Annotated in this window: 14 protein-coding genes; 12 read left to right on the top strand and 2 right to left on the bottom strand. The window is 72.4% G+C overall.

Annotated elements, in window-relative coordinates; all coding sequences use genetic code 11:
* Nucleotides 1-77: 77 nt before the first annotated feature.
* The 7 genes from OHA89_RS34875 (at nucleotide 78) to OHA89_RS34845 (ending at nucleotide 8,434) form a co-directional block, all read left to right on the top strand.
* Complete coding sequence (locus OHA89_RS34875; protein WP_266611867.1) at nucleotides 78-938, top strand: 3-hydroxybutyryl-CoA dehydrogenase; 861 nt, start codon at nucleotides 78-80, stop codon at nucleotides 936-938.
* A gap of 132 nt (nucleotides 939-1,070) precedes the next feature.
* On the top strand, nucleotides 1,071-1,682 hold the full coding sequence (locus tag OHA89_RS34870) for a TetR/AcrR family transcriptional regulator (protein ID WP_257558584.1): 612 nt from the start codon (nucleotides 1,071-1,073) through the stop codon (nucleotides 1,680-1,682).
* Between the two features lie 123 nt (nucleotides 1,683-1,805).
* Nucleotides 1,806-2,504: a response regulator transcription factor gene (locus OHA89_RS34865; protein ID WP_266611863.1), complete on the top strand. Its 699-nt coding sequence runs from the start codon at nucleotides 1,806-1,808 to the stop codon at nucleotides 2,502-2,504.
* Nucleotides 2,501-3,898, top strand: a complete 1,398-nt coding sequence (locus OHA89_RS34860) for a HAMP domain-containing sensor histidine kinase (RefSeq protein WP_266611861.1) — start codon at nucleotides 2,501-2,503, stop codon at nucleotides 3,896-3,898. Before OHA89_RS34865 ends, OHA89_RS34860 begins: the two co-directional genes overlap by 4 nt.
* A gap of 80 nt (nucleotides 3,899-3,978) precedes the next feature.
* On the top strand, nucleotides 3,979-6,222 hold the full coding sequence (locus tag OHA89_RS34855) for an MMPL family transporter (RefSeq protein ID WP_406367885.1): 2,244 nt from the start codon (nucleotides 3,979-3,981) through the stop codon (nucleotides 6,220-6,222).
* Nucleotides 6,219-6,911 carry a DUF2993 domain-containing protein gene (locus OHA89_RS34850; protein ID WP_406367884.1) on the top strand — a complete coding sequence of 231 codons (693 nt, stop codon included), beginning with the start codon at nucleotides 6,219-6,221 and terminating at the stop codon, nucleotides 6,909-6,911. The genes OHA89_RS34855 and OHA89_RS34850 overlap by 4 nt, the downstream gene beginning before the upstream one ends.
* 59 nt (nucleotides 6,912-6,970) lie before the next feature.
* Entirely contained in the window at nucleotides 6,971-8,434 is a 1,464-nt protein-coding gene (locus OHA89_RS34845) for an MFS transporter (protein WP_406367883.1), read from the top strand.
* 58 nt (nucleotides 8,435-8,492) lie between these two features.
* Here OHA89_RS34845 and OHA89_RS34840 read toward each other — a convergent pair whose 3' ends face one another.
* Nucleotides 8,493-9,833 (bottom strand): phytase, encoded by a 1,341-nt coding sequence (locus OHA89_RS34840; protein ID WP_406367882.1) that lies wholly within the window; start codon nucleotides 9,831-9,833, stop codon nucleotides 8,493-8,495.
* 297 nt (nucleotides 9,834-10,130) lie between these two features.
* Here OHA89_RS34840 and OHA89_RS34835 point away from each other — a divergent pair, with 297 nt between their 5' ends.
* From OHA89_RS34835 to OHA89_RS34815, 5 genes are all read left to right on the top strand, one after another.
* Nucleotides 10,131-11,099, top strand: a complete 969-nt coding sequence (locus tag OHA89_RS34835; RefSeq protein ID WP_406367881.1) for a cyclase family protein — start codon at nucleotides 10,131-10,133, stop codon at nucleotides 11,097-11,099.
* 102 nt (nucleotides 11,100-11,201) lie between these two features.
* Nucleotides 11,202-13,979: a SpoIIE family protein phosphatase gene (locus tag OHA89_RS34830; protein ID WP_406367880.1), complete on the top strand. Its 2,778-nt coding sequence runs from the start codon at nucleotides 11,202-11,204 to the stop codon at nucleotides 13,977-13,979.
* A 115-nt stretch (nucleotides 13,980-14,094) separates the two neighbouring features.
* The gene (locus OHA89_RS34825) at nucleotides 14,095-15,645 is read left to right on the top strand and encodes a sugar ABC transporter ATP-binding protein (RefSeq protein WP_266611851.1); all 1,551 of its coding nucleotides are present in this window, start codon (nucleotides 14,095-14,097) and stop codon (nucleotides 15,643-15,645) included.
* A complete protein-coding gene (locus tag OHA89_RS34820) occupies nucleotides 15,642-16,703 on the top strand; it encodes an ABC transporter permease (protein WP_266611850.1) in 1,062 nt (353 codons plus the stop codon). Before OHA89_RS34825 ends, OHA89_RS34820 begins: the two co-directional genes overlap by 4 nt.
* 54 nt (nucleotides 16,704-16,757) lie before the next feature.
* Nucleotides 16,758-17,894, top strand: a complete 1,137-nt coding sequence (locus OHA89_RS34815) for a substrate-binding domain-containing protein (RefSeq protein WP_406367879.1) — start codon at nucleotides 16,758-16,760, stop codon at nucleotides 17,892-17,894.
* 4 nt (nucleotides 17,895-17,898) lie between these two features.
* Here OHA89_RS34815 and OHA89_RS34810 read toward each other — a convergent pair whose 3' ends face one another.
* Entirely contained in the window at nucleotides 17,899-18,783 is an 885-nt protein-coding gene (locus OHA89_RS34810) for a S41 family peptidase (protein ID WP_266611847.1), read from the bottom strand.
* Nucleotides 18,784-18,986 lie beyond the last annotated feature (203 nt).

Genomic DNA, 18,986 nt, shown 5'->3' with positions numbered 1-18,986 from the left:
CGGCGGCGGTCCGGCCCCCGCCCGCGGCCCGGACCGCCGCCGTGCGTCCGTACGAGAACCATCTGAAGGGAAAGCCGATGACCGATGTCGAACGGGTCGGGGTCGTGGGATGCGGTCTGATGGGCTCCGGTATCGCCGAGGTCTGCGCACTCGCCGGGCGGGACGTCCTGGTGGTGGAGACCAGCCGGACGGCCGCGGACGCCGGCCTGGAGCGGATCACCCGCTCCCTGGCGCGGGCCGCGGCCGCCGGAAAGCTGACCGACGCCGAACGGGACACCGCAGTGGGCCGGATCGTGGTGACCACGGACATGACCCGGATGGCGGACCGCGACCTCGTCGTCGAAGCGGTGGCCGAGGACGAGCGGGCGAAGCTGGAGGTCTTCGCCCGGCTCGACGCGACGGTGCAACGCAGGGACGCCGTGCTGGCGACGAACACCTCCTCCATCCCGGTCATCCGGCTGGCGGCAGCCACCTCACGGCCGGAACACGTGGTCGGCCTGCATTTCTTCAACCCCGTCCCCGTGCTCCCCCTCGTCGAGCTGGTGCCGTCCCTGCTCACCGCCGAGGAGACCGCCCGGCGGGCACGGGAGTTCGCCTCCGACGTCCTGGGCAAGCAGGTCGTCCGCGCCCGGGACCGGGCGGGATTCGTCGTGAACGCGCTCCTCGTGCCGTACCTGCTGGCCGCGGTGCGGATGGCCGAGTCCCAGGCCGCGTCGGCCGAGGACATCGACCGGGGCATGACCCTGGGCTGCGCCCACCCGCTCGGACCGCTGGCCCTGGCCGACCTCATCGGACTGGACACCGTCCAGGCCATCGCCCGGTCGATGTACGCGGAGTACCGGGAGCCGCTGTACGCCCCGCCGCCGCTGCTGGCCCGGATGGTGGACGCGGGCCTGCTCGGCCGCAAGACCGGCCGGGGTTTCCACACCTATCCCTGACCGCGGTCCCCCGACGGCCGGAGCCCGGAAGCCCCATGCGCGAGGATGGTGGTCCGGCGGGCGGGGCCGCCGGGGCCTTTCCCATCACCCATTCACCCGACCCAACGGGCGCCGACACGGGGAGCAGCCAACGTGACCAAGGCCGAGCGCGCACTCGAAACGCGTGAGCGAATCCTCACGGCAGCGTGCGAAGTGATCGCCGACATCGGTTTCGAGCACGTCAGCATGCGCAAGGTCGCCGAGCACGCGGGCGTCTCGAAGGCCCTGTTGCACTACCACTTCGACACCCGCGAGAAGCTCTTCGCCGAGGCGATGACGCACTCGTTCGCCAAGACCGGTACGGACACCGGCAGCGACACCGATACGGACCCGGCCGCGGTCGTCCTGGCCCGCATCGTGCACAGCATGCTGCCCACGGACGCGGAGCTCCACCAGGACTGGAAGCTCTGGCAGGAGCTCTGGGTGCGCGCGCTGCGCGACGGTACGGCCCGGCACCTCGCCGTCGACCTCTACGACCAGCTGCACGCGTGGGTCGGCGGAGTCGTGGAACGGGGCATCCGGTCCGGCGAGTTCACCGACTGCGACGTCGCCGCGGTCAGCACGTTGGTGCTGGCCCTGTGCGACGGCCTCGGCATCCGGCTGATGCTGGAGGACCCCCGGGTCGACCTGGCCACGGCCCGGTCGACGATCTGGCAGGCGATCGCGCCCACCCTGGGGATCGCCCCGGTCTTCCCGGCGGTCTGACGGATACGGCTCCGGCTCCGGCCGGCGCATTGTTCGGGGAATGTACGGGTGGCGGCGCGCCCACCGGAAGGCCGGATCGATGCGGTTAGCATCGGCGAGGAGTGCCGCACGTGAGAGGCAGTGATGACGGAGTCCAGGGGCCTCGTGCTGATCGTCGAGGACGAGCGCCACATCTCCGATGTGCAAAGGCTCTACTTGGCGCGCGAGGGCTTCGGTGTCCACGTCGAGGCCGACGGGACCGCCGGGCTCGAGGCCGCGCGGCGGATGCACCCGGTGGCGATCGTGCTGGACATCGGCCTGCCGGGCATGGACGGAATCGCCTTCTGCCGAGCCCTGCGTGACTCCGGCGACTGGACGCCGGTGCTGCTGGTCACCGCGCGCGGCGAGGAGGCCGACCGGATCCTCGGCCTCGAACTGGGCGCGGACGACTATCTGACCAAGCCGTTCTCGCCGCGCGAGCTGGTCGCCCGGGTCAAGGCCGTACTGCGCAGGGCGGCGGGGCCGACCGGTCAACTCCCCGGCCGGCCGCCCGAGAGCATCGGCCGGCTCAGCCTGGACCCGGTCAGCCGCACCGTGCGCCGCGACGGAGAGCCGGTCGAGCTCACCGCCACCGAGTTCAACCTCCTCGCGCACCTGCTCCGGCACGTGGGGCAGGTGTTCACCCGTGAGCAGCTGCTCGCCCAGGTGTGGGGATACCCGGGCTACCGCGACACCCGGATGGTCGACGTCTTCGTCTCGCAGCTGCGCGCCAAGCTCGGCGACGCGAGTCCGATCCGTACGGTCCGCGGCGTCGGGTACAGCGCGATGGCGCCCGGCACGTGAGCCGCTCCCAGCACGGCAGTCCGCGCCGGGGCTCCCTCGCACGCAACATCGTGGTGCTGACCACCGTGGTGGCGGCGCTCGCGGTGGCGCTGACCGGGCTGGTCGCCTGGCAGACCGCCGCGCACGGTGCGGAGGAGCGTGAACGCGACCAACTGACGCGTCAGGCAACGGTGCTCAGTCGTCTGCCGGCCCTGTCCGAGGCTCTTTTCCACGGCGCCCAGGTACTGGGCGGGCCGAACAACGTGCAGCTCGCGGTCATCGCCCCGGACGGCACGGTGAGCGGAACCGCCACCCCGGCCGTCGACAGGGCGTCGAAGTCGGCTCTGCTGGCCGGGAAGCCGGTCTCCACCACCGGCATCCTGGGCGGCCGGGACGTGCTGCTGGTGGGGCAGCCCGGCGTGCGCGGCGGAGCGGTCGTGCTGACCGAGCCGTACGCGGTCGTCACCGAGAACACGAACCAGATCCGCCGCAACGTGGTGGCGCCGCTGATCGTCGGCATGCTCGGCGCGGCACTGGCCGGAGCACTCCTGGCCCGCCGCATCGCCCGTCCGCTCGTGAAGGCCGCGCAGATCGCGCACCGGCTCGCCGACGGCGAACGCGGCGTACCGGCCCCGGTCGACGGCCCCCGGGAGACCGCGGACATCGGGCGCGCCCTCAACGTCCTGGACGAGGCGCTGGCGCGCAGCGAGAACCGGCAGCGGGAGTTCCTGCTCTCCGTCTCCCACGACTTGCGCACCCCCCTGACCGCGCTGGAGGGATACGCCGAGGCGCTCGCCGACGGCCTGATCGAGCCGGACCGGCTGCCCGAGGTCGGCGGCATCCTGGCCGGCGAGACCCGGCGCCTGGACCGGTTCCTGGGGGACCTGCTGGACCTGGCCCGACTGGAGGCGGACGACTTCCGGCTCGATGTGGCCCCGGCCGACCTCCGCGCAGTGGTCGCCGAGGCCGCCGCCTTCTGGACCGGCCCCTGCGCCCGGCACGGCGTCGAGCTGCGACTCGAGCAGCCCGGGCCGCCCGCGCAGCCCGTCATCGTCGACACGGACGCCTTCCGGGTCCGGCAGCTGATCGACGGCCTGGTGCAGAACGCCCTGCGGGTCACGCCCGAGGGCGCACCCCTGGTCCTCGCCGTCCGCGCGGCCGCGGGCGGCGGCGCCGAACTGCAGGTCCGAGACGGCGGGCCCGGCCTCACCGACGACGACGTGCGCATCGCCTTCGACCACGGCGCCCTCCACGAGCGCTACCGGGACACCCGCCCGGTCGGCAGCGGCCTGGGGCTGGCCATCGCCCGCCGCCTGACCGGCCGCCTCGGGGGCACCATCCGCGTCGAAGGACACGGCCCGGAAGGCGGAGCCTGCTTCACCGTCGCCCTCCCGCCGGTACCCGACGCCGCGTGAGCGGGCGCGCGCCGCCGCCCGTACATTCCCCGAACAATGCGCCAACGGCCCCCTTACACGCGCCGCGCACAGTGAGGCCCATGAACATTCGATCGGCCGACGGGCCGGGTCTCCTCCACCGCAGCGGGCGCTGGTGTGCCCGGCACGCCTGGCGGGTCGTCGCCGCGTGGGTCCTGCTCCTCGTCGGCCTGGGGCTGGCCAACCACACGTGGGGCGGCACCTTCGCGGACAGCTTCTCCCTGCCCGGTACCCGTACCCAGACCGGTGCCGACCTGCTCACGGCGCACACGAGCGCTTCCGGGGGCACGGCCGCACCCATCGTGCTCCAGTCCGGCCAGGGTTCGCTCGCCGGTCACCAGGCGGCGATCGACGCGGCCGTCGGCAACCTGAGCCGCCTGCCGAACGTCCTGTCGGTGGCCGACCCGCTCACCACGCCCGGTGCGGTCTCCGCGAAGGGCGACATCGCCCAGGTGACCGTCCGCTTCGACGGCAACCCGGCGACCTTCGACCCCTCCTACCTCGCCGAGGTCGACACCGCCGTCCAGCCACTGCGCTCCGACCACGTCACCGTCGAGTACGGGGCCCCGCTCGGGCAGCTGGCCACGCCCAAGTCCGCCGACCACACCTCGGAGGCCATCGGTCTGGCCGTCGCCGTGCTCGTCCTGCTGATCGGCTTCGGCAGCGTCGCCGCCACCGGGCTCCCGCTGCTGACGGCGGTGATCGGCCTGGCCGTCAGCCTGGCCGGTCTCGGACTGCTCGCCGGACAGTTCGGCTTCGCCCAGGCGGCCCCGACCCTGGCCGCGATGATGGGCCTCGGTGTCGGCATCGACTACGCGCTCTTCCTGGCCACCCGCTTCCGGGCCCTGCTGCACACCGGGACGGAGCCCGCCGAGGCGGTCGGGCGTACGGTCGCCACCAGTGGCCGTGCCGTCCTGGTCGCCGCCGCCACGGTCGCCATGGCCCTGGGCGGGCTCTGCGTCTGCGGCGTGGACTTCATCGGCACCCTCGGCGTCGCCGCCGGGCTCAGCGTCGTCGTGGCCGCCGCCGCGTCTGTCACGCTGACTCCCGCGCTGCTGGGTCTGCTCGGCCGCCGCATCGACCGCCTCCATGTGCGCACACCGGTCGCCGAACCCACCGGCGCGTCGGACGTCTGGCACCGCTGGGCCGTCAAGGTCAGCCGGCGCCCCTGGCTCTTCCTGGTCAGCGGCCTGCTCCTGCTCGGCGTCCTCTCGATACCGGTCGCGTCCATGCGGCTCGGCCACGTCGACGCCGGAGCACAGTCCACCAGCAGGACCGACCGACGGGCCTACGACCTGATCACCGAGGGCTTCGGCCCCGGCGCCAACGGCCCGCTCACCGTCGTGGCCCACCTCGACAGCCGGCAGGTGGCCGACGAGACGCAGCGCCGGGACCTCGCCGCCTCGCTCCAGCGCGAACTGGCCGCCGTACCGGGCGTCGCCTCCGTGACCATCCCGGTGCCCAGCCCCGACCACGTCCTGCTCATCAGCACGGTCACCCCCGCCACCGGCCCGCAGGACAGTGCCACCGCCGACCTGATCCACACCTTGCAGGACGAAACGGTGCCGCAGGCACTGTCGGGAACGGGTGCCACCGGCTACGTCACCGGTACCGCCGCCGCCACCCAGACCTTCACCGACACCCTCACCGCCAAACTGCCCCTGATCATCGGTGTGGTGGTCACGGCCGCGTTCCTGCTGCTGCTCACCGTCTTCCGCAGCCCGCTGATCGCGCTCAAGGCCGCCGTGCTCAACCTGTTCTCCATCGCCGCCGCCTACGGCGTGGTCGTCGCGGTCTTCCAATGGGGCTGGGGCGGCGCGCTGTTCGGCGTCACCGAGAAGGTGCCCGTCGAGTCCTACGTACCGATGATGATGTTCGCGATCGTCTTCGGACTCTCCATGGACTACGAGGTCTTCCTGCTCTCTAGGATCCGCGAGACATGGCTGCACCGAAGGGACAACCACCTGGCCGTCGCCACCGGCCTCGCCGCCACGGCCCGCGTCATCACCTGCGCGGCACTGATCATGACCAGCGTGTTCCTGGCGTTCCTGCTCTCCACGAACGTCGCCGTCAAGATGCTCGCCCTCGGCCTCGGCGTGAGCGTGATCATCGACGCCACCGTGGTCCGCCTGCTCCTGGTGCCCGCGTCCATGTACCTCTTCGGGCGCGCCAACTGGTGGCTCCCCGGCTGGCTGGACCGATTCCTTCCGCATCTCGACCCGGAAGGACCCGCCTCCGACCCCGCCTCCGCGCCCACCTCCCTGCCCGCCCCCGCCCTTGCGCCCGCCCGGGGAGAGCGCCGATGAAGCGCCGCCTCACGAAGACCGTCACGGTCACGACCGCCGTGGCCCTGGTAGCGGCCCTCGGCACGGGCGCGGCCGAGTTCACGGCCCGCAACGTGATCGAGAACCGCATCGCGGCGGCGGCACCCGCCCTCGGCAACGACGTGGCGGTCGGCGTGGCCGGCGACTGGGCCCTGTGGGACCTGGCGCGCGAGAACATCCCCCGCCTGGACATCAGCAGCGACGACGCCCGCCTCGGTCGCCTCGCCCAAGTCCGCGTCCGGGCGCGGCTCGACGACGTCCGTCTCGGCGGGAGGGCCACCGTCGGCAGCACCCACGCCGAGGTGACCGTCCCCACGCAGTCCATCGGCACCGCGATCCGGGCCGCCGCGGGGTCCGTCCCGGTGACCGCGGTCACCACCGACCCGGAGAAGGGGACCGTCCTCGCCGCCGTCGGCCCGGGCGGCGCAGGGCAGCTGACGCTGCGTCCCGTACTCGCGGACGGGAAGGTCACGCTCGCCGTCGACGGGTTCACCGTGTTCGGCCGCTCCGTCCCCGCCAGTCGGCTCGGGCTGGGCAGCGGCGGCCTGGGATCGGAGCCGGGTGCGCCGAAGGAGTACCCGCTTGGGCTCAGGGCCACGTCCGCAGAGGTTCAGCCGGACGGCCTCCACGTCACCCTGACGGGCGGCCCCAGCCCCCTGACCGGCACATGATGCGCGCGATCTGGCTAGGGTCGTGAGCGCAGACTTGGGCGATCATCAGGAGTGCTGCCGTGCGACCCACAGAACCATCGTCTGTGCCCGGCGGCCTCGGCTGGAACCGGGAGACGGCGATGCTCGCGCTCCTGTCCTTCGCCATGCTGATCGTTTCGCTCGACCAGTACATCGTGGTCGTGGCGCTGCCCGACATCGCACGTGACCTCGGCTATTCCGCGCGGACGCTCCAGTCGGTCATCAGCGCCTACGCAGTGGCCTCGGCCGGCTTCCTGCTGTTCGGCGGGCGCGCCGCCGACCTGCTCGGACGGCGCCGCATCCTGGCCACCGGCCTCGCACTCTATGCCGGGGCATCGCTCGCGGGAGCATGCGCGACCGGCCCCGGACTGCTCCTCACCGCCCGCGCGTTCCAAGGTCTCGGCGGAGCGCTCGTCTTCCCCACCACCCTGGCACTCATCAACACCACGTTCGCCGAAGGCCCCGCCCGCAACCGCGCCCTGGGAATCTGGGGAGGGGCAGGCGCGGCAGGGCTCGTCATCGGTGTGCTGCTCGGCGGTGTTCTGACGCAGGCCTTCGGCTGGCAAGCGGTCTTCCTCGTCAACGTCGCCCTGGCCGGCCCGGCACTGCTGCTCGCCTTCGTACTGATCCCTCGGGACGGCGCACGCGAAAAGGGCCGTACGTTCGACCTGCCCGGTGCCCTCAGCGTCACTCTCGGCGTCACGCTCATCGTGTTCGCCCTCGTGCAGGGCCCCGGACTGGGCTGGCTGTCGCCGGCCGTTCTGGTGAGCGCGACGGCGGGCCCCCTGCTGATCGGAGCCTTCGTCGTCATCGAGCGGCGCAGCAGCGACCCGCTCATGCCACCGGGGCTGCTCTCCCATTCCAGCCTGGTCACCGGCGTCGTCATCGCCTTCATGTTCATGGCGACCTTCGGCTCCGTGCTCTATTTCCTGTCGGTCTACTTCCAGGAGGTTCTGGGCTACGACGCCCTGGAGACCGGCGCCGGCTTCCTCATCCCCACGGCGGTGGTGGTGGCCGGTTCGACAACCGCGGGCCGGCTCGTGACGCGGTTCGGCCTCAGGCGCACGCTGGCCGCGGCCCTCGCCATCGGTGCGCTCGGTGCCCTCGCACTCGCCCTCACGATCTCGCCGGACGGCACCTACGCCGAACTCGTCCCCGGCCTCGTGGCGCTCAGCGTCGGCGACGGGGTGGTCTTCACGGCCATGTTCATCGCCGCCGCCACCGGAATCCCCGACCGGCAACAAGGCATCGCCTCGGGCATTGCCTCCACCGCGTCGGGCGTGGGCGCAGCCGTCGGCCTCGCCGTCCTCGTCCTGGTGGCGACCGCCGGCCTCGACGGCCTCTCCGGTGAACGGCTCCGCGTCGCCACCGCCGAGGGGATCAGCACCGCGCTCTTCTTCGTGGCGGGCGGAATCGTGCTGACGTTCCTCGTCGCCCTGCGCCGGTGCCCGACGCCTCCGGAGCCGCACCCCGTCCCCGTGCCGTACCAGACCCGTCGCTGCTGACAGCGTCCATGACCTCAGAACGACGAGGCCATGGACGCCTTCGGCAGTGTCGAGCGGGTCAGAGGCGCGCGGCGCGTTCGACCTTGGCCCAGTCGACGAACTTGAAGTCGGTGTCGGTACGGGCCTGCCCGTCGGATCCGGCGGTCTCCGGGGTGTTCGAGCCGTCCTGGACGACCAGCAGGCCGTGCGGGAACCTCGTACCGAGCGGGGCGCTGGTGACGGCGGCACCGTCGCAGACCTCCGAGCCGTCGGGCGCGCCGGGCTTGCCGCCCGCGGTGATCCGGAAGCTGCGGACGAAGGCGTTGCGGTGGTCGCGGTCGAAGACGGCGAAGGTGTTGTCGCCCTGGCTGGAGGCGATCAGGTAGCCCTCGTCGCGGGGGTCCTCGGGGTCGCGCCAGATCGTCAGGCCCTCCACGTCGGCGCTGATGTGCCGGCCGCCGAAGCCCGGGTCGGCCCCCGCGTCGCACTCCTCGGTCTGCGGGTTCCAGGTGCCCGGCACCCCGTAGGAGCGGACCTTCTCGATCAGGCGGGCCGGGGAGCGCAGGTCGGCGTCGAGCTTCCAGATGCCGACGTCCTCCTGGCCCGCGTACAGGTCGCCGCTGTCAGGGTCGATGACCATGCCCTCCACCTGGGGAAGCTCGCCGGGCTCGGCGCACGGTGTCCAGCCGGTCCCGTCGGGCAGGGTGAAGGAGGAAGGCAGCGCGAGGGTCCGGACGAGGCGGTATCCGACCTTCCCCCGCGCATCCGGGGTGAGTTCGGCCAGCGCGAGCTTGGTGTCGTGGCGCCGGCTGGTCACCGCGAACGAGCGGCCGCGGTCGGTGTAGGCGGCCAGGCCGTAGGCGGTGCGCTGGTCGTCGACCTCGTCCTGGCCGGACGAGAAGACCAGCGGGGCCGCTGCCTCGTCGGTGACGTCGACGAGTGGCCTGCCAGGGCGCTCGGGGTCGATCCGGTAGAAGCGCAGCTGGTCGCGGCCCCGGTCGGAGACGACCGCCACGTCGTGCCGGCCGTCGGGAAAGCGCAGCCCGGTGATCAGGTCGACGTTGTTGAAGCGCCCGGGCTTGTCGCCGTCCCGCGGGGGCGGCGGCGCCGGCAGGGTCTGGACCTGACGGCCGTCCAGGTCGTACACGCGCAGGCCGCCTTCCTTGGCGGTGGCGATCACCAGGCTGCGGTCGGGGTCGGAGGCGTTCCGCCAGATCGCCGGGTCATCGGCGTTCGCGTTGCCACCCGCTTCGTCGTCGAACAGGGACGGCGTCTCGACGGAGGCGGACACCTCGGGCAGCGAGGGTGCCGTGCCCCGGTCCGTGTGTGCGTGGGCGTGGGCCGGTACGGCGATCAGTCCGAGGGCCGCGATCGTCGCCGCGGCGATGAACGGCGATCTCCTGCTTGCGGTCACGCTCATGGTGCCTCCTGGTCACGGAGTCGGTTGAGGTCGGCGCGCGGCGGACCGGGCCGGGGCGGGAGCCCGGCTGCCCCGCAGCGGGCCGCCGCCACCCTGGTCTACTCGCGGGTAGCCGACATGGAGGCGATGTGGCGCGCGTATGAGCACACGGTGAACCCCGGTGGGAAGACCGGCGCGCCGAACCGCCGACGTGCCGGGCGGGGCGGCCGAACCCCGGCAAGATGCTGCGCCGGGAGGCCCTCGCGCCGCCCGGTGCCCCGGGCAGCAGCCGCACGAACCATGGAGCGCCGAGTACTCATGAGCAGCAACCCCGCCGATGCCCCCACTCCCCCGCCGGCCGGCCCCGGACACGGGGCCACCGTCTCCCGCGAGGAGTTCGACGCGCTCTTCGAGTCGGTCCGCACCTGGGGCCGGTGGGCCGCGGCCGACCGCGGCGCCTGGAACAGGGTGACGGCGGGCCACGTACAGCGGGCCACGGCCCTGATCAGGTCCGGGACGGTCGTCGCGCTGGGGAGGCCCTGGGACACCCGGCCCGGACCGGACAACGCGAAGCCCGCGTTGCACTACATGTCCGACCTCGGTGACGTGGAGGCCCCGGAACCCTCCGTCTACAAGGACTTCCTCGCCGTCGAGTACCACGGCAAGGGCGTGAGCCACCTCGACGCGCTGTCACACGTCGCCTACCGAGGGCGACTCTACGACGGCCGCGCGGCGCGCGAGGTCGTCGATGCCGCGGGTGCCCGCTTCGGCGCGGTGCCGGCGCTCGGCCCCCTGGTCACCAGGGGCGTACTCATCGACCTGCCCGCCGCCCTCGGGGTCACGTGGCTCGAACCCGGGCACGCGGTGCACGCGCGGGACGTCATCGCCGCGGAGAAGGCACTCGGCGTGACGATCGGGGACGGAGATGCGGTGCTGCTGCGCTCGGGCGCCTTCCGCCGCCGCCGGGAGACCGGCCCCTGGGACCCCGGCGCGGCGAGCGCGGGCTGGCACGTGGACGCCGTGCCGCTGCTGGCCGAGCGGGCGATCGCCCTGCTCGGCGGCGACGGGGACAGCGACGTACGGCCGTCGCCCGTCGAGGGCGTGCACTCCCCCGTCCACACGCTCGCGATCACCGCGATGGGGGTCCCGCTGCTGGACAACCTCGACCTCGAGGCGCTTTCCGCCGCCTGCGCCGAGGCGGGCCGGTACGAGTTCGTGCTCGTCGTGGCACCGCTGAACGTCCCCGGCGGTACGGGTTCTCCCGTCAATCCGGTCGCGATCCTTTGAGGGCCGGCCCCACCGGCCATTCGGCTCCCCCACCCGCCCGCAAAATGGGAGGAATATACTCAAACCGGGCGATCGAGAGCGTTCCGTGAGGGAGTGGTGCAGATGGGGGTCGTCGGCGACCGCATCGGCCCCGTGCGTTCCCGTGACCGATTCCTGCACGGCGAGTCGGTCGAGGGAAGCGTGAGGAGTCCGATCCTGAGCTCGTGGCAGCGCAGCAGGCTGCTGGGGCTGTCGCCGGACCAGTCCGAGCTTCCCTTCAAGCAGGACTTCGACCCGGAAGGCCGCCTCGTCCGCGCCGCCCGGCCGGTGCTGGACCGGCTCCAGTCCATCTTCTCGGGCAGCCTGATGAACATCTGTCTCGCCGATGGACACGGCACGGTGCTCGAACGCCGCTTCGGAGAGAAGTCCATGCTCAGGCATCTCTCCGCGATCCAGAGCGTCCCCGGGTTCGTGTTCGCCGAGCAGTTCGCCGGGACGAACGGCATCGGTCTCACCCTCGCCGAAAGGCGACTCTGTGAGGTCTACGGCGCCGAGCACTTCGCCGAGCGGTCCCAGTCAAGTGCCTGTACCGCGATCCCCGTTCGCGACCAGCTCAGCGGGCACATCGAGGGTGTCCTGTGCCTCGGCTATCCCTACACCGATGCGGACCCGGCGATGATCCCCGTCGTGCGCAAGGCGGCCGAAGCCATCGAAAGGCGGCTGATGGAGCAGAGTTCGGCGCGCGAGCGCGGCCTGCTGCACGCCTATCTCGATGCCGCGAGCCGTGCCCGGACCGGCGAGGACGCCTGGAACGGACACGCGATCGGAATGGACGAGCTGCTCCAGAGCGAGCTGGAGCAGAGCGATCAGATGACCCTCAAGCAGAAGGCCACGGAGCTGATGTCAGCGGACCGGCGGGCTGCCGCCGAGGTGTCCCTGTCCCGCGGCCGGTGGGTGACCCTCGTGAGTCGTCCGGTGACGAGCCCCTCCGGGGTGGAGGGCGTCGTCATCGAGGTGCTCCTCCCCGAGGAGTCGGAGCGGCACGCCCCCGCCCCCGCCGGCCCACCGCCCGGGCCCCTTTCCCGCGCCGCACCGAGTCCGGCCACGATGGCGGCCGTCGTGCCCGGCGCACCGGGCGCACCCGTCTCCCGTGGCGCCGACGACTCCGCCGGGGGCACGGTCAGAGGGCTCGTGCTGGTGGGCGAGCCGGAAGTGGGAAAGTACGCCGTCGCGGCACGACGCCGACTGGAGCTGCTGGCGGAGGCCAGCAACCGCATCGGCACCACCTTGGACGTGAGCCGCACCGCGTGGGAACTCGCCGAGATCGCGGTTCCGCGCCTGGCCGACTTCGTCACCATCGACCTGCCCGAGGCGGTGCTGCGCGGCGAGGAGTCCCCCAACCCCACCACCGAGATGCACCGCACGGTGGTCCACGGCATCCGCGAGGACTGCCCCTTCTACCCGGTGGGCGAGCAGATCTCGCTGAGCCCGACCACGCCCCACATGCGTTGTATGACCACGGGGCAGCCCGTGCTGGAACCCGAGCTGAAGGCCGCCTTCGGCTGGATCGCCCAAGACCCCGAGCACGCCGAGCTGCTCCTCGCCCACAACGTCCACTCCCTCATCACCGTCCCCCTGCTCGCCCGCGGCGTCCTCCTGGGCATCGCCAGCTTCTACCGTTCGCAGGACCCGGCCCCCTACGGGGACGACGACCGCTCGCTGGCCCAGGAACTCGCCGCCCGCGCCTCCCTCTGCATCGACAACGCCCGCCGCTACACCCGCGAACACACCCTGGCCCTGTCCCTCCAGCGCAGCCTGCTCCCGCGCGGCCTCCCCGAGCAGGACGCCGTCGAAGTCGCCCACCGTTATCTGCCCGCGGAGCACGGAGTGGGCGGCGACTGGTTCGACGTCATCCCCCTCTCCGGCACCCGCGTCGCCCTCCTCGTCGGCGATGTCGTCGGCCACGGACTGCACGCCGCCGCCACCATGGGCCGGCTGCGCACCGCCGCCCGCAACTTCGCCGAACTGGAACTCGCCCCCGACGAGCTCCTCACCCATCTGGACAACCTGATGGTGCGCCTCGACCGGGAGGAGGGCGGGGACAATCCCGCCGTCGGCAGCACCGGCATCGTGGGCGCCACCTTCCTGTACGCCATCTACGACCCCACCTCGCAGGTGTGCACCATCGCCCGCGCCGGCCACCCTCCGCCCGCGCTGGTCCGGTCCGACGGCACCGTGACGTTCCTGGACCTGCCCGCCGGACCCCCTTTGGGCCTCGGCGGCCTGCCCTTCGAATCCGTCGAGTTCCATCTCCCCGAACACAGCCAGCTGGTCCTCTTCACCGACGGGCTCATCGAAGACCGCCATCGCGACATCGACGTGGCGCTCGACGAGCTGCGCCGCGCGCTGGCCCACCCGGACCGGGCCCCCGAGGACACCTGCCAGGCGGTCCTCGACGCCGTGGCACCCGACCACCCCGGCGACGACATCGCGCTCCTCGTCGCCCGCACCAACGCCGTACCCCCCGACCGGATCGCCACCTGGGACCTGCCCGCCGACCCGGCCCGCGTCTCCGACGTCCGCACCGCCGCCGTGGGCCAGCTGAGCCGGTGGGGCCTGGACGAGTCGGCCTTCGCCACGGAACTGCTGCTCAGCGAGCTGGTCACGAACGCCGTCCGCTACGGCGCCGGGCCCATCCGGGTACGCCTCATCCACGACCGCACGCTGATCTGCGAGGTGTACGACACCAGCAGCACCGCGCCGCGCATGCGCCACGCGGCCACCACCGACGAGGGTGGCCGGGGCCTGTTCCTCGTCGCACAGCTCGCCCAGGCCTGGGGCACCCGCTACACCACCGAGGGCAAGGTCATCTGGGCCGAGTGCGCCCTGGCCGCGGTGTGACCTGCCACGGCACCTGCGGGCGATATGCCGGAAATGCGCCATAAGTCACTGTAAGTCGCCGTAGAATCCCGCATGCAGTCGGGAAGAACTCGGAGGCCGACCCCCGGAGAAGTCTGTGCATGACGCTCCCGACACCTCGACCGGCACGCCGTCGCCCTTCGGTGGAGAGCCGCTCGTCCGCGTGCGCGGTCTCGGCAAGCGATTCGGCGGCACGCTCGCGCTGACCGCGGTCGACCTCGACATCCACCGGGGCAGCGTCCTCGCCCTGCTCGGTCCCAACGGTGCCGGGAAGTCCACGCTCATCAAGGTGCTCGCCGGGGTCCACCACGCCGACGAGGGCGAGGTGACGGTGGCCGGGCACCCGCTCGGCTCCCACGCCGCCTCCCGGAACATGTCCTTCATCCACCAGGACCTCGGTCTCGTCGAGTGGATGACGGTCGCCGAGAACATCGCCCTGGGCACCGGCTACCCGCGCCGCTGCGGGCTGGTCTCCTGGCGGCGGACCCGCGAACGCTGCGACGAGGCCCTGCGGATCGTCGCCGGGCACCTGGACGCCCGTACTCGGATCGCCGACCTCGCCCCCGCCGAGCGCTCTCTGGTCGCCATCGCCCGCGCCCTGGCGACACGGGCCGAACTCCTGGTCCTCGACGAGCCGACCGCCACCCTCCCGGCTGCGGACTGCGCCCGGCTGTTCGACGTCCTGCACGCCCTGCGCGACCGAGGTCACGGCATCCTCTACGTCAGCCACCGGCTCGACGAGGTGTACAAGGTCGCCGACACGTTCGCCGTCCTGCGCGACGGCCGCCTGGTCGACCGAGGTCCGCTCGCCGGCCACAGCCCTGCCCGTCTGGTGCACGCCATCGTGGGCGGCGAACCGGCCGGCCACACGCCCGCCGCGGCCCCCGCCGCCGGCCCGCCCCTCCTGAGCCTCGAGGCGGTACGGACCGCATCCGCCGGACCGGTCAGCCTGGACCTGCGCAGGGGCGAGATCCTCGGCATGGTGGGTCTGACCGGCGCCGGCCACATGGACCTGGGCCGCGCCATCGCCGGCGCCCGGCCGATCCTCGACGGGCGGGCGCTGCTGGACGGGCGCCCGTACCACCCGCGCACGGTCTCCGCCGCCCTCGGCTCCGGCGTCGGCTTCGTGGCGGCCAACCGTCAGGAGGAAGGCTGCGCCGCCGAACTGACGGTACGGGAGAACTTCCTGGCGAACCCCCGGGCAGCCGGCGTGCGGGCCTTGCACTGGATCGCCCCCCGGCGCGAGCGGGCCGAGGCCACCGCCCTGATCGACCGGTTCTCGGTGCACCCCCGCGACAGCGAGGTGCCGATCGCCACCCTGTCCGGCGGCAACCAGCAGAAGGTCATGGTCGGCCGGTGGCTCCGGGGGAACCTGCGCCTGCTCGTCCTCGAAGAGCCGACCGCCAGCGTGGACGTCGGCGCCAAGGCCACGATCCACCGGCTGCTCGACAACGCGCTCGCCTCCGGCCTGGCGGTCCTGCTCCTCTCCACCGATTTCGAAGAGGTCGCGGGCCTGTGCCACCGCGCTCTGGTGTTCGTCCGCGGGAGCGTGGCCGCCGAGCTGACCGGCACGGCCCTCACCGTCGCCGAACTCACCCGGACCGCCTCGGCCATGCCCCCCATCACCGGAGCTGCGACGAGCCGATGACCCTCTCCCCCTCGCCCCGATCCGTACTGGACCGCCTCCGCGGGCACCACATCGGCGCCTACGGCCTCCTGGTCCTCGCCGCCCTGCTCTTCCTGGTCTTCTCCCTCGCCCTGCCGGAGACCTTTCCCACGCGGGACAACATCTCCTCGATCCTCTCCAACCAGTCGATCCCCGCCCTCCTGGCGCTCGGCGCGACGATCCCCATCGCCACCGGCCGGTTCGACCTGTCCATCGGCTACGGTCTCGGCCTGGCGCACGTCATGGTGATGCAGCTCATCGTCAACGCGGGCTGGCCCTGGCCCCTCGCCTGCCTCGTGGTGGTGTGCGGAGGGGCGGTGGCCGGCGCCCTCAACGGCGTCATCGTCGAGTTCGGGCAGATCGATTCCTTCATCGCCACGCTCGGCACCGGCAGCATGATGTACGCCGTCACCGGCTGGATCACCGACGGCGGCCGGATCGTCCCGGGCCCGAACGGCCTGCCCGCCGCCTTCACCGGCCTCTACGACTCCCGGTTCCTGGGCCTGCCGGTACCCGCCTTCTACGTCCTCGCCGTCACGGCCGTCCTCTGGCTGGTCCTGGAGCGGCTGCCGCTCGGCCGGTACCTGTACGTCATCGGCTCCAACCCGCGCGCCGCCGGCATTCTCGGCATCCCCACCCACCGATACTCCGTCTACGCCTTCGCCGGTTCGGGCCTGGTCGTCGGCTTCGCCGGTGTCCTCCTCGCGGCTCAGCAGCAGACCGGCAACCCCAGCGTCGGGCTGGACTACCTGCTGCCCGCCTTCGTCGGCGCCCTGCTCGGGTCCACCACGATCAGGCCCGGGCGCGCCAACGCCCTCGGCACCCTCGTGGCCGTCGCCGTCCTCGCCGTCGGCCTCGCCGGCATCGGGCAACTCGGCGCGCAGTTCTGGGCCACGCCGCTGTTCAACGGCGCCACCCTGCTCATCGCCGTCGGCCTGGCCGGCTACTCCGCCCGCCGCCGGCTGCGTACCGGCGCCACCGCGACCCGCCGCTCCCCCGACGAGCCGTCGGCCGTACCGGCGAAGGACAGCCACCCATAGAACACGTCAGAACACGCCAGAGCACGTCGTACGCGCACCCGCGTCAGGAGCACCGTGTACCAGAACCGCAAGACCACCCTCACGGCCGCAGCCCTGCTGACGGCGGCCGCCGCCCTCGTCTCCGGCTGCTCGCGCGGCCCGTCGACCGGCAGCGGTCCCTCGCAGGCCGGTTGCCCCGCGACCTTCGCGAAGGCCAAGGCGGCCGTTCAGCAGGCCGAGAACACCGACACCGCCTGGCACGGCCCCACCAGCGGCCCGGCGGCGGTGTCCGGCAAAACCATCGTCTACGTTGCGCAGACCATGACCAACCCCGGCGTCGCAGGCGTCGCGAAGGGCGTCGAGGAGGCCGCGAAGGCCATCGGCTGGCAGGTCCGGGTGATCGACGGGGAGGGCACCCCGGCCGGCATCCAGGCGGCGCTCAGCCAGGCCATCACCCTCAAGCCCGCAGGCATCGTCATCGGCGGCTTCGATCCCCAGCTGACCGCGCAGCAGATGGCGCGGGCCGAAGCGGCGCACATCCCGGTCATCGGCTGGCACGCGGTGGGTTCCCCCGGCCCGAGCGAGAACCCCAGGCTGTTCACCAACATCACCACGAAGGTGGAGGACGTGGCGAGGATCAGCGCGGACTGGATCATCGCCCGGTCCGGCGGCGACGCCGGAGTCGTCCTCTTCACCGACGACTCGATCCCGTTCGCCAAGAACAAGGCCGACCTGATCCAGCGGGAACTCGCCGCCTGTTCCGGCGTGCGGCTGCTGTCGTACGAGAACATCCCCATCCCGGACGCGAGCAGCCGCACCCCCCAGGCGGTCTCCTCCCTCCTGTCCCGCTTCCAGGACAAGTGGACCTACTCCGTCGCCATCAACGACCTCTACTTCGCCGACGCCGCCCCGGCCCTCCGCGCAGCCGGCAAACCGGGCTCCGGACCGCCCTTCAACATCGGCGCGGGCGACGGCGACCCCTCCGCCTTCCAGCGCATCAACAGCAAGCAGTTCCAGGCCGCCACCGTCCCCGAGCCGCTGTCCCAGCAGGGCTGGCAGATCATCGACGAGTTCAACCGCGCCTTCGCCGGCCGGCCCGCCAGCGGCTACGTCGCCCCCGTCCACATCGCCACGGCCGAGAACAGCCACGGCGCCACGTCCTGGGATCCGTCCGGCTACCGCGAGGCGTACCGCAAGATCTGGGGCAAGTGAGGCCTCAGTCGGACAGCAGGGCCTTGAGCGCCTCCTCGAGTGCCCGCTCCGCCGGGACCCGGACGTCGGGAACGACGCCCACACCCTCCCAGTTGGTACCGGTGACGGTGTTGACGGCCCGTGCTGTCGGAACCGTCACGAGGACGTGCTCGGCGACCGGGTGGCGGGCCGTCGGATGGGCGCCGCCCCGCGTGGTCCCGCCGACGACGACGGCCCGGCCGTGCGCCTGCAAGGTGTACGCCACGTCCTCGCCCCCGGAGAACGTGACCTCGCTCGTGAGCACGTAGACCGGGCGGTCCGCGTAACGCGGCGCGGGGAGGTGCGCGACCGTCCAGAACTGGCGGGTCGTGTCGGTGGACCGGTCGTAGATGTCGTTCAGGTGCACCTGGTCGTCGCGGAAGAAGTAGCTGCACCACATCGCCGCCCCCTCCGGTGACCCGCCGAGGCACGCTCGCAGGTCCAGGACGAGCGCGGAGCTGTGCGCGACGAGCTGCATGGCCGCGCCGATCGCGCTCGCGCCCTCGGCGGCCGTCGCGATGCGCCGGACGTCGATGAGCCCGACGTTCCCCTCCAAGTGCTCGACGCGGCGGATCCCCTGGTTCTCCGCCCTGAGCAGCGCGAGGAACGCGGCCTCCCCGCCGTCGTCGTCCACCGGCTCCAGGGACTGCGGCTCGTCCGTCCAGAGCAGCCGCAGGTGCTTGTCCGGGCACGCCTCCTGGAGGTGTGCCGTCACCGTCGCGCAGAGCGCCGGTCCGTCCAGGCCTTCGTACGCACCCGCCGCGAGACGGCCCCGAATCGCGGCGTCGACGACAGCGGCCTTCTCGGGGAAGACGTAGCCGGCGGTGATCCGCTCCAGGGCATGTTCGACCACTTGTTCGTTGGTAAGCATGACGGATCACGCTAGTTGGCCGGCACTCCGATGGCCAGGGGTTTTCTCCGGGCCGGCATGGAGGGCAAAACGCTCCCGTGTCGTCGGCTGTCCGGTCGGCGGAGTAATTGGCTGGCGCGCGTCATGGCGCAGCGGGATGATCCGGCATGTCCGGGCCGGCGCGCACCCCTGCGATCGCGGTCCAACTGCCCAGCGAGGGAGTG

The organism is Streptomyces sp. NBC_01546 (genome assembly GCF_045208355.1).
Taxonomy (GTDB): Bacteria; Actinomycetota; Actinomycetes; order Streptomycetales; family Streptomycetaceae; genus Streptomyces.
The sequence above is the reverse complement of the archived record's forward strand: the minus strand, read 5'-3'. Positions and strand labels throughout refer to the sequence as shown.

Bases quoted from the DNA above. Each gene is read 5' to 3' on its own strand.
- OHA89_RS34875 (WP_266611867.1), top strand. From the start codon at position 78: ATGACCGATGTCGAACGGGTCGGGGTCGTGGGATGCGGTCTGATGGGC.
- OHA89_RS34865 (WP_266611863.1), top strand. From the start codon at position 1,806: ATGACGGAGTCCAGGGGCCTCGTGCTGATCGTCGAGGACGAGCGCCAC.
- OHA89_RS34855 (WP_406367885.1), top strand. From the start codon at position 3,979: ATGAACATTCGATCGGCCGACGGGCCGGGTCTCCTCCACCGCAGCGGG.
- OHA89_RS34850 (WP_406367884.1), top strand. From the start codon at position 6,219: ATGAAGCGCCGCCTCACGAAGACCGTCACGGTCACGACCGCCGTGGCC.
- OHA89_RS34840 (WP_406367882.1), bottom strand. From the start codon at position 9,833: ATGAGCGTGACCGCAAGCAGGAGATCGCCGTTCATCGCCGCGGCGACG.
- OHA89_RS34835 (WP_406367881.1), top strand. From the start codon at position 10,131: ATGAGCAGCAACCCCGCCGATGCCCCCACTCCCCCGCCGGCCGGCCCC.
- OHA89_RS34830 (WP_406367880.1), top strand. From the start codon at position 11,202: ATGGGGGTCGTCGGCGACCGCATCGGCCCCGTGCGTTCCCGTGACCGA.
- OHA89_RS34820 (WP_266611850.1), top strand. From the start codon at position 15,642: ATGACCCTCTCCCCCTCGCCCCGATCCGTACTGGACCGCCTCCGCGGG.
- OHA89_RS34810 (WP_266611847.1), bottom strand. From the start codon at position 18,783: ATGCTTACCAACGAACAAGTGGTCGAACATGCCCTGGAGCGGATCACC.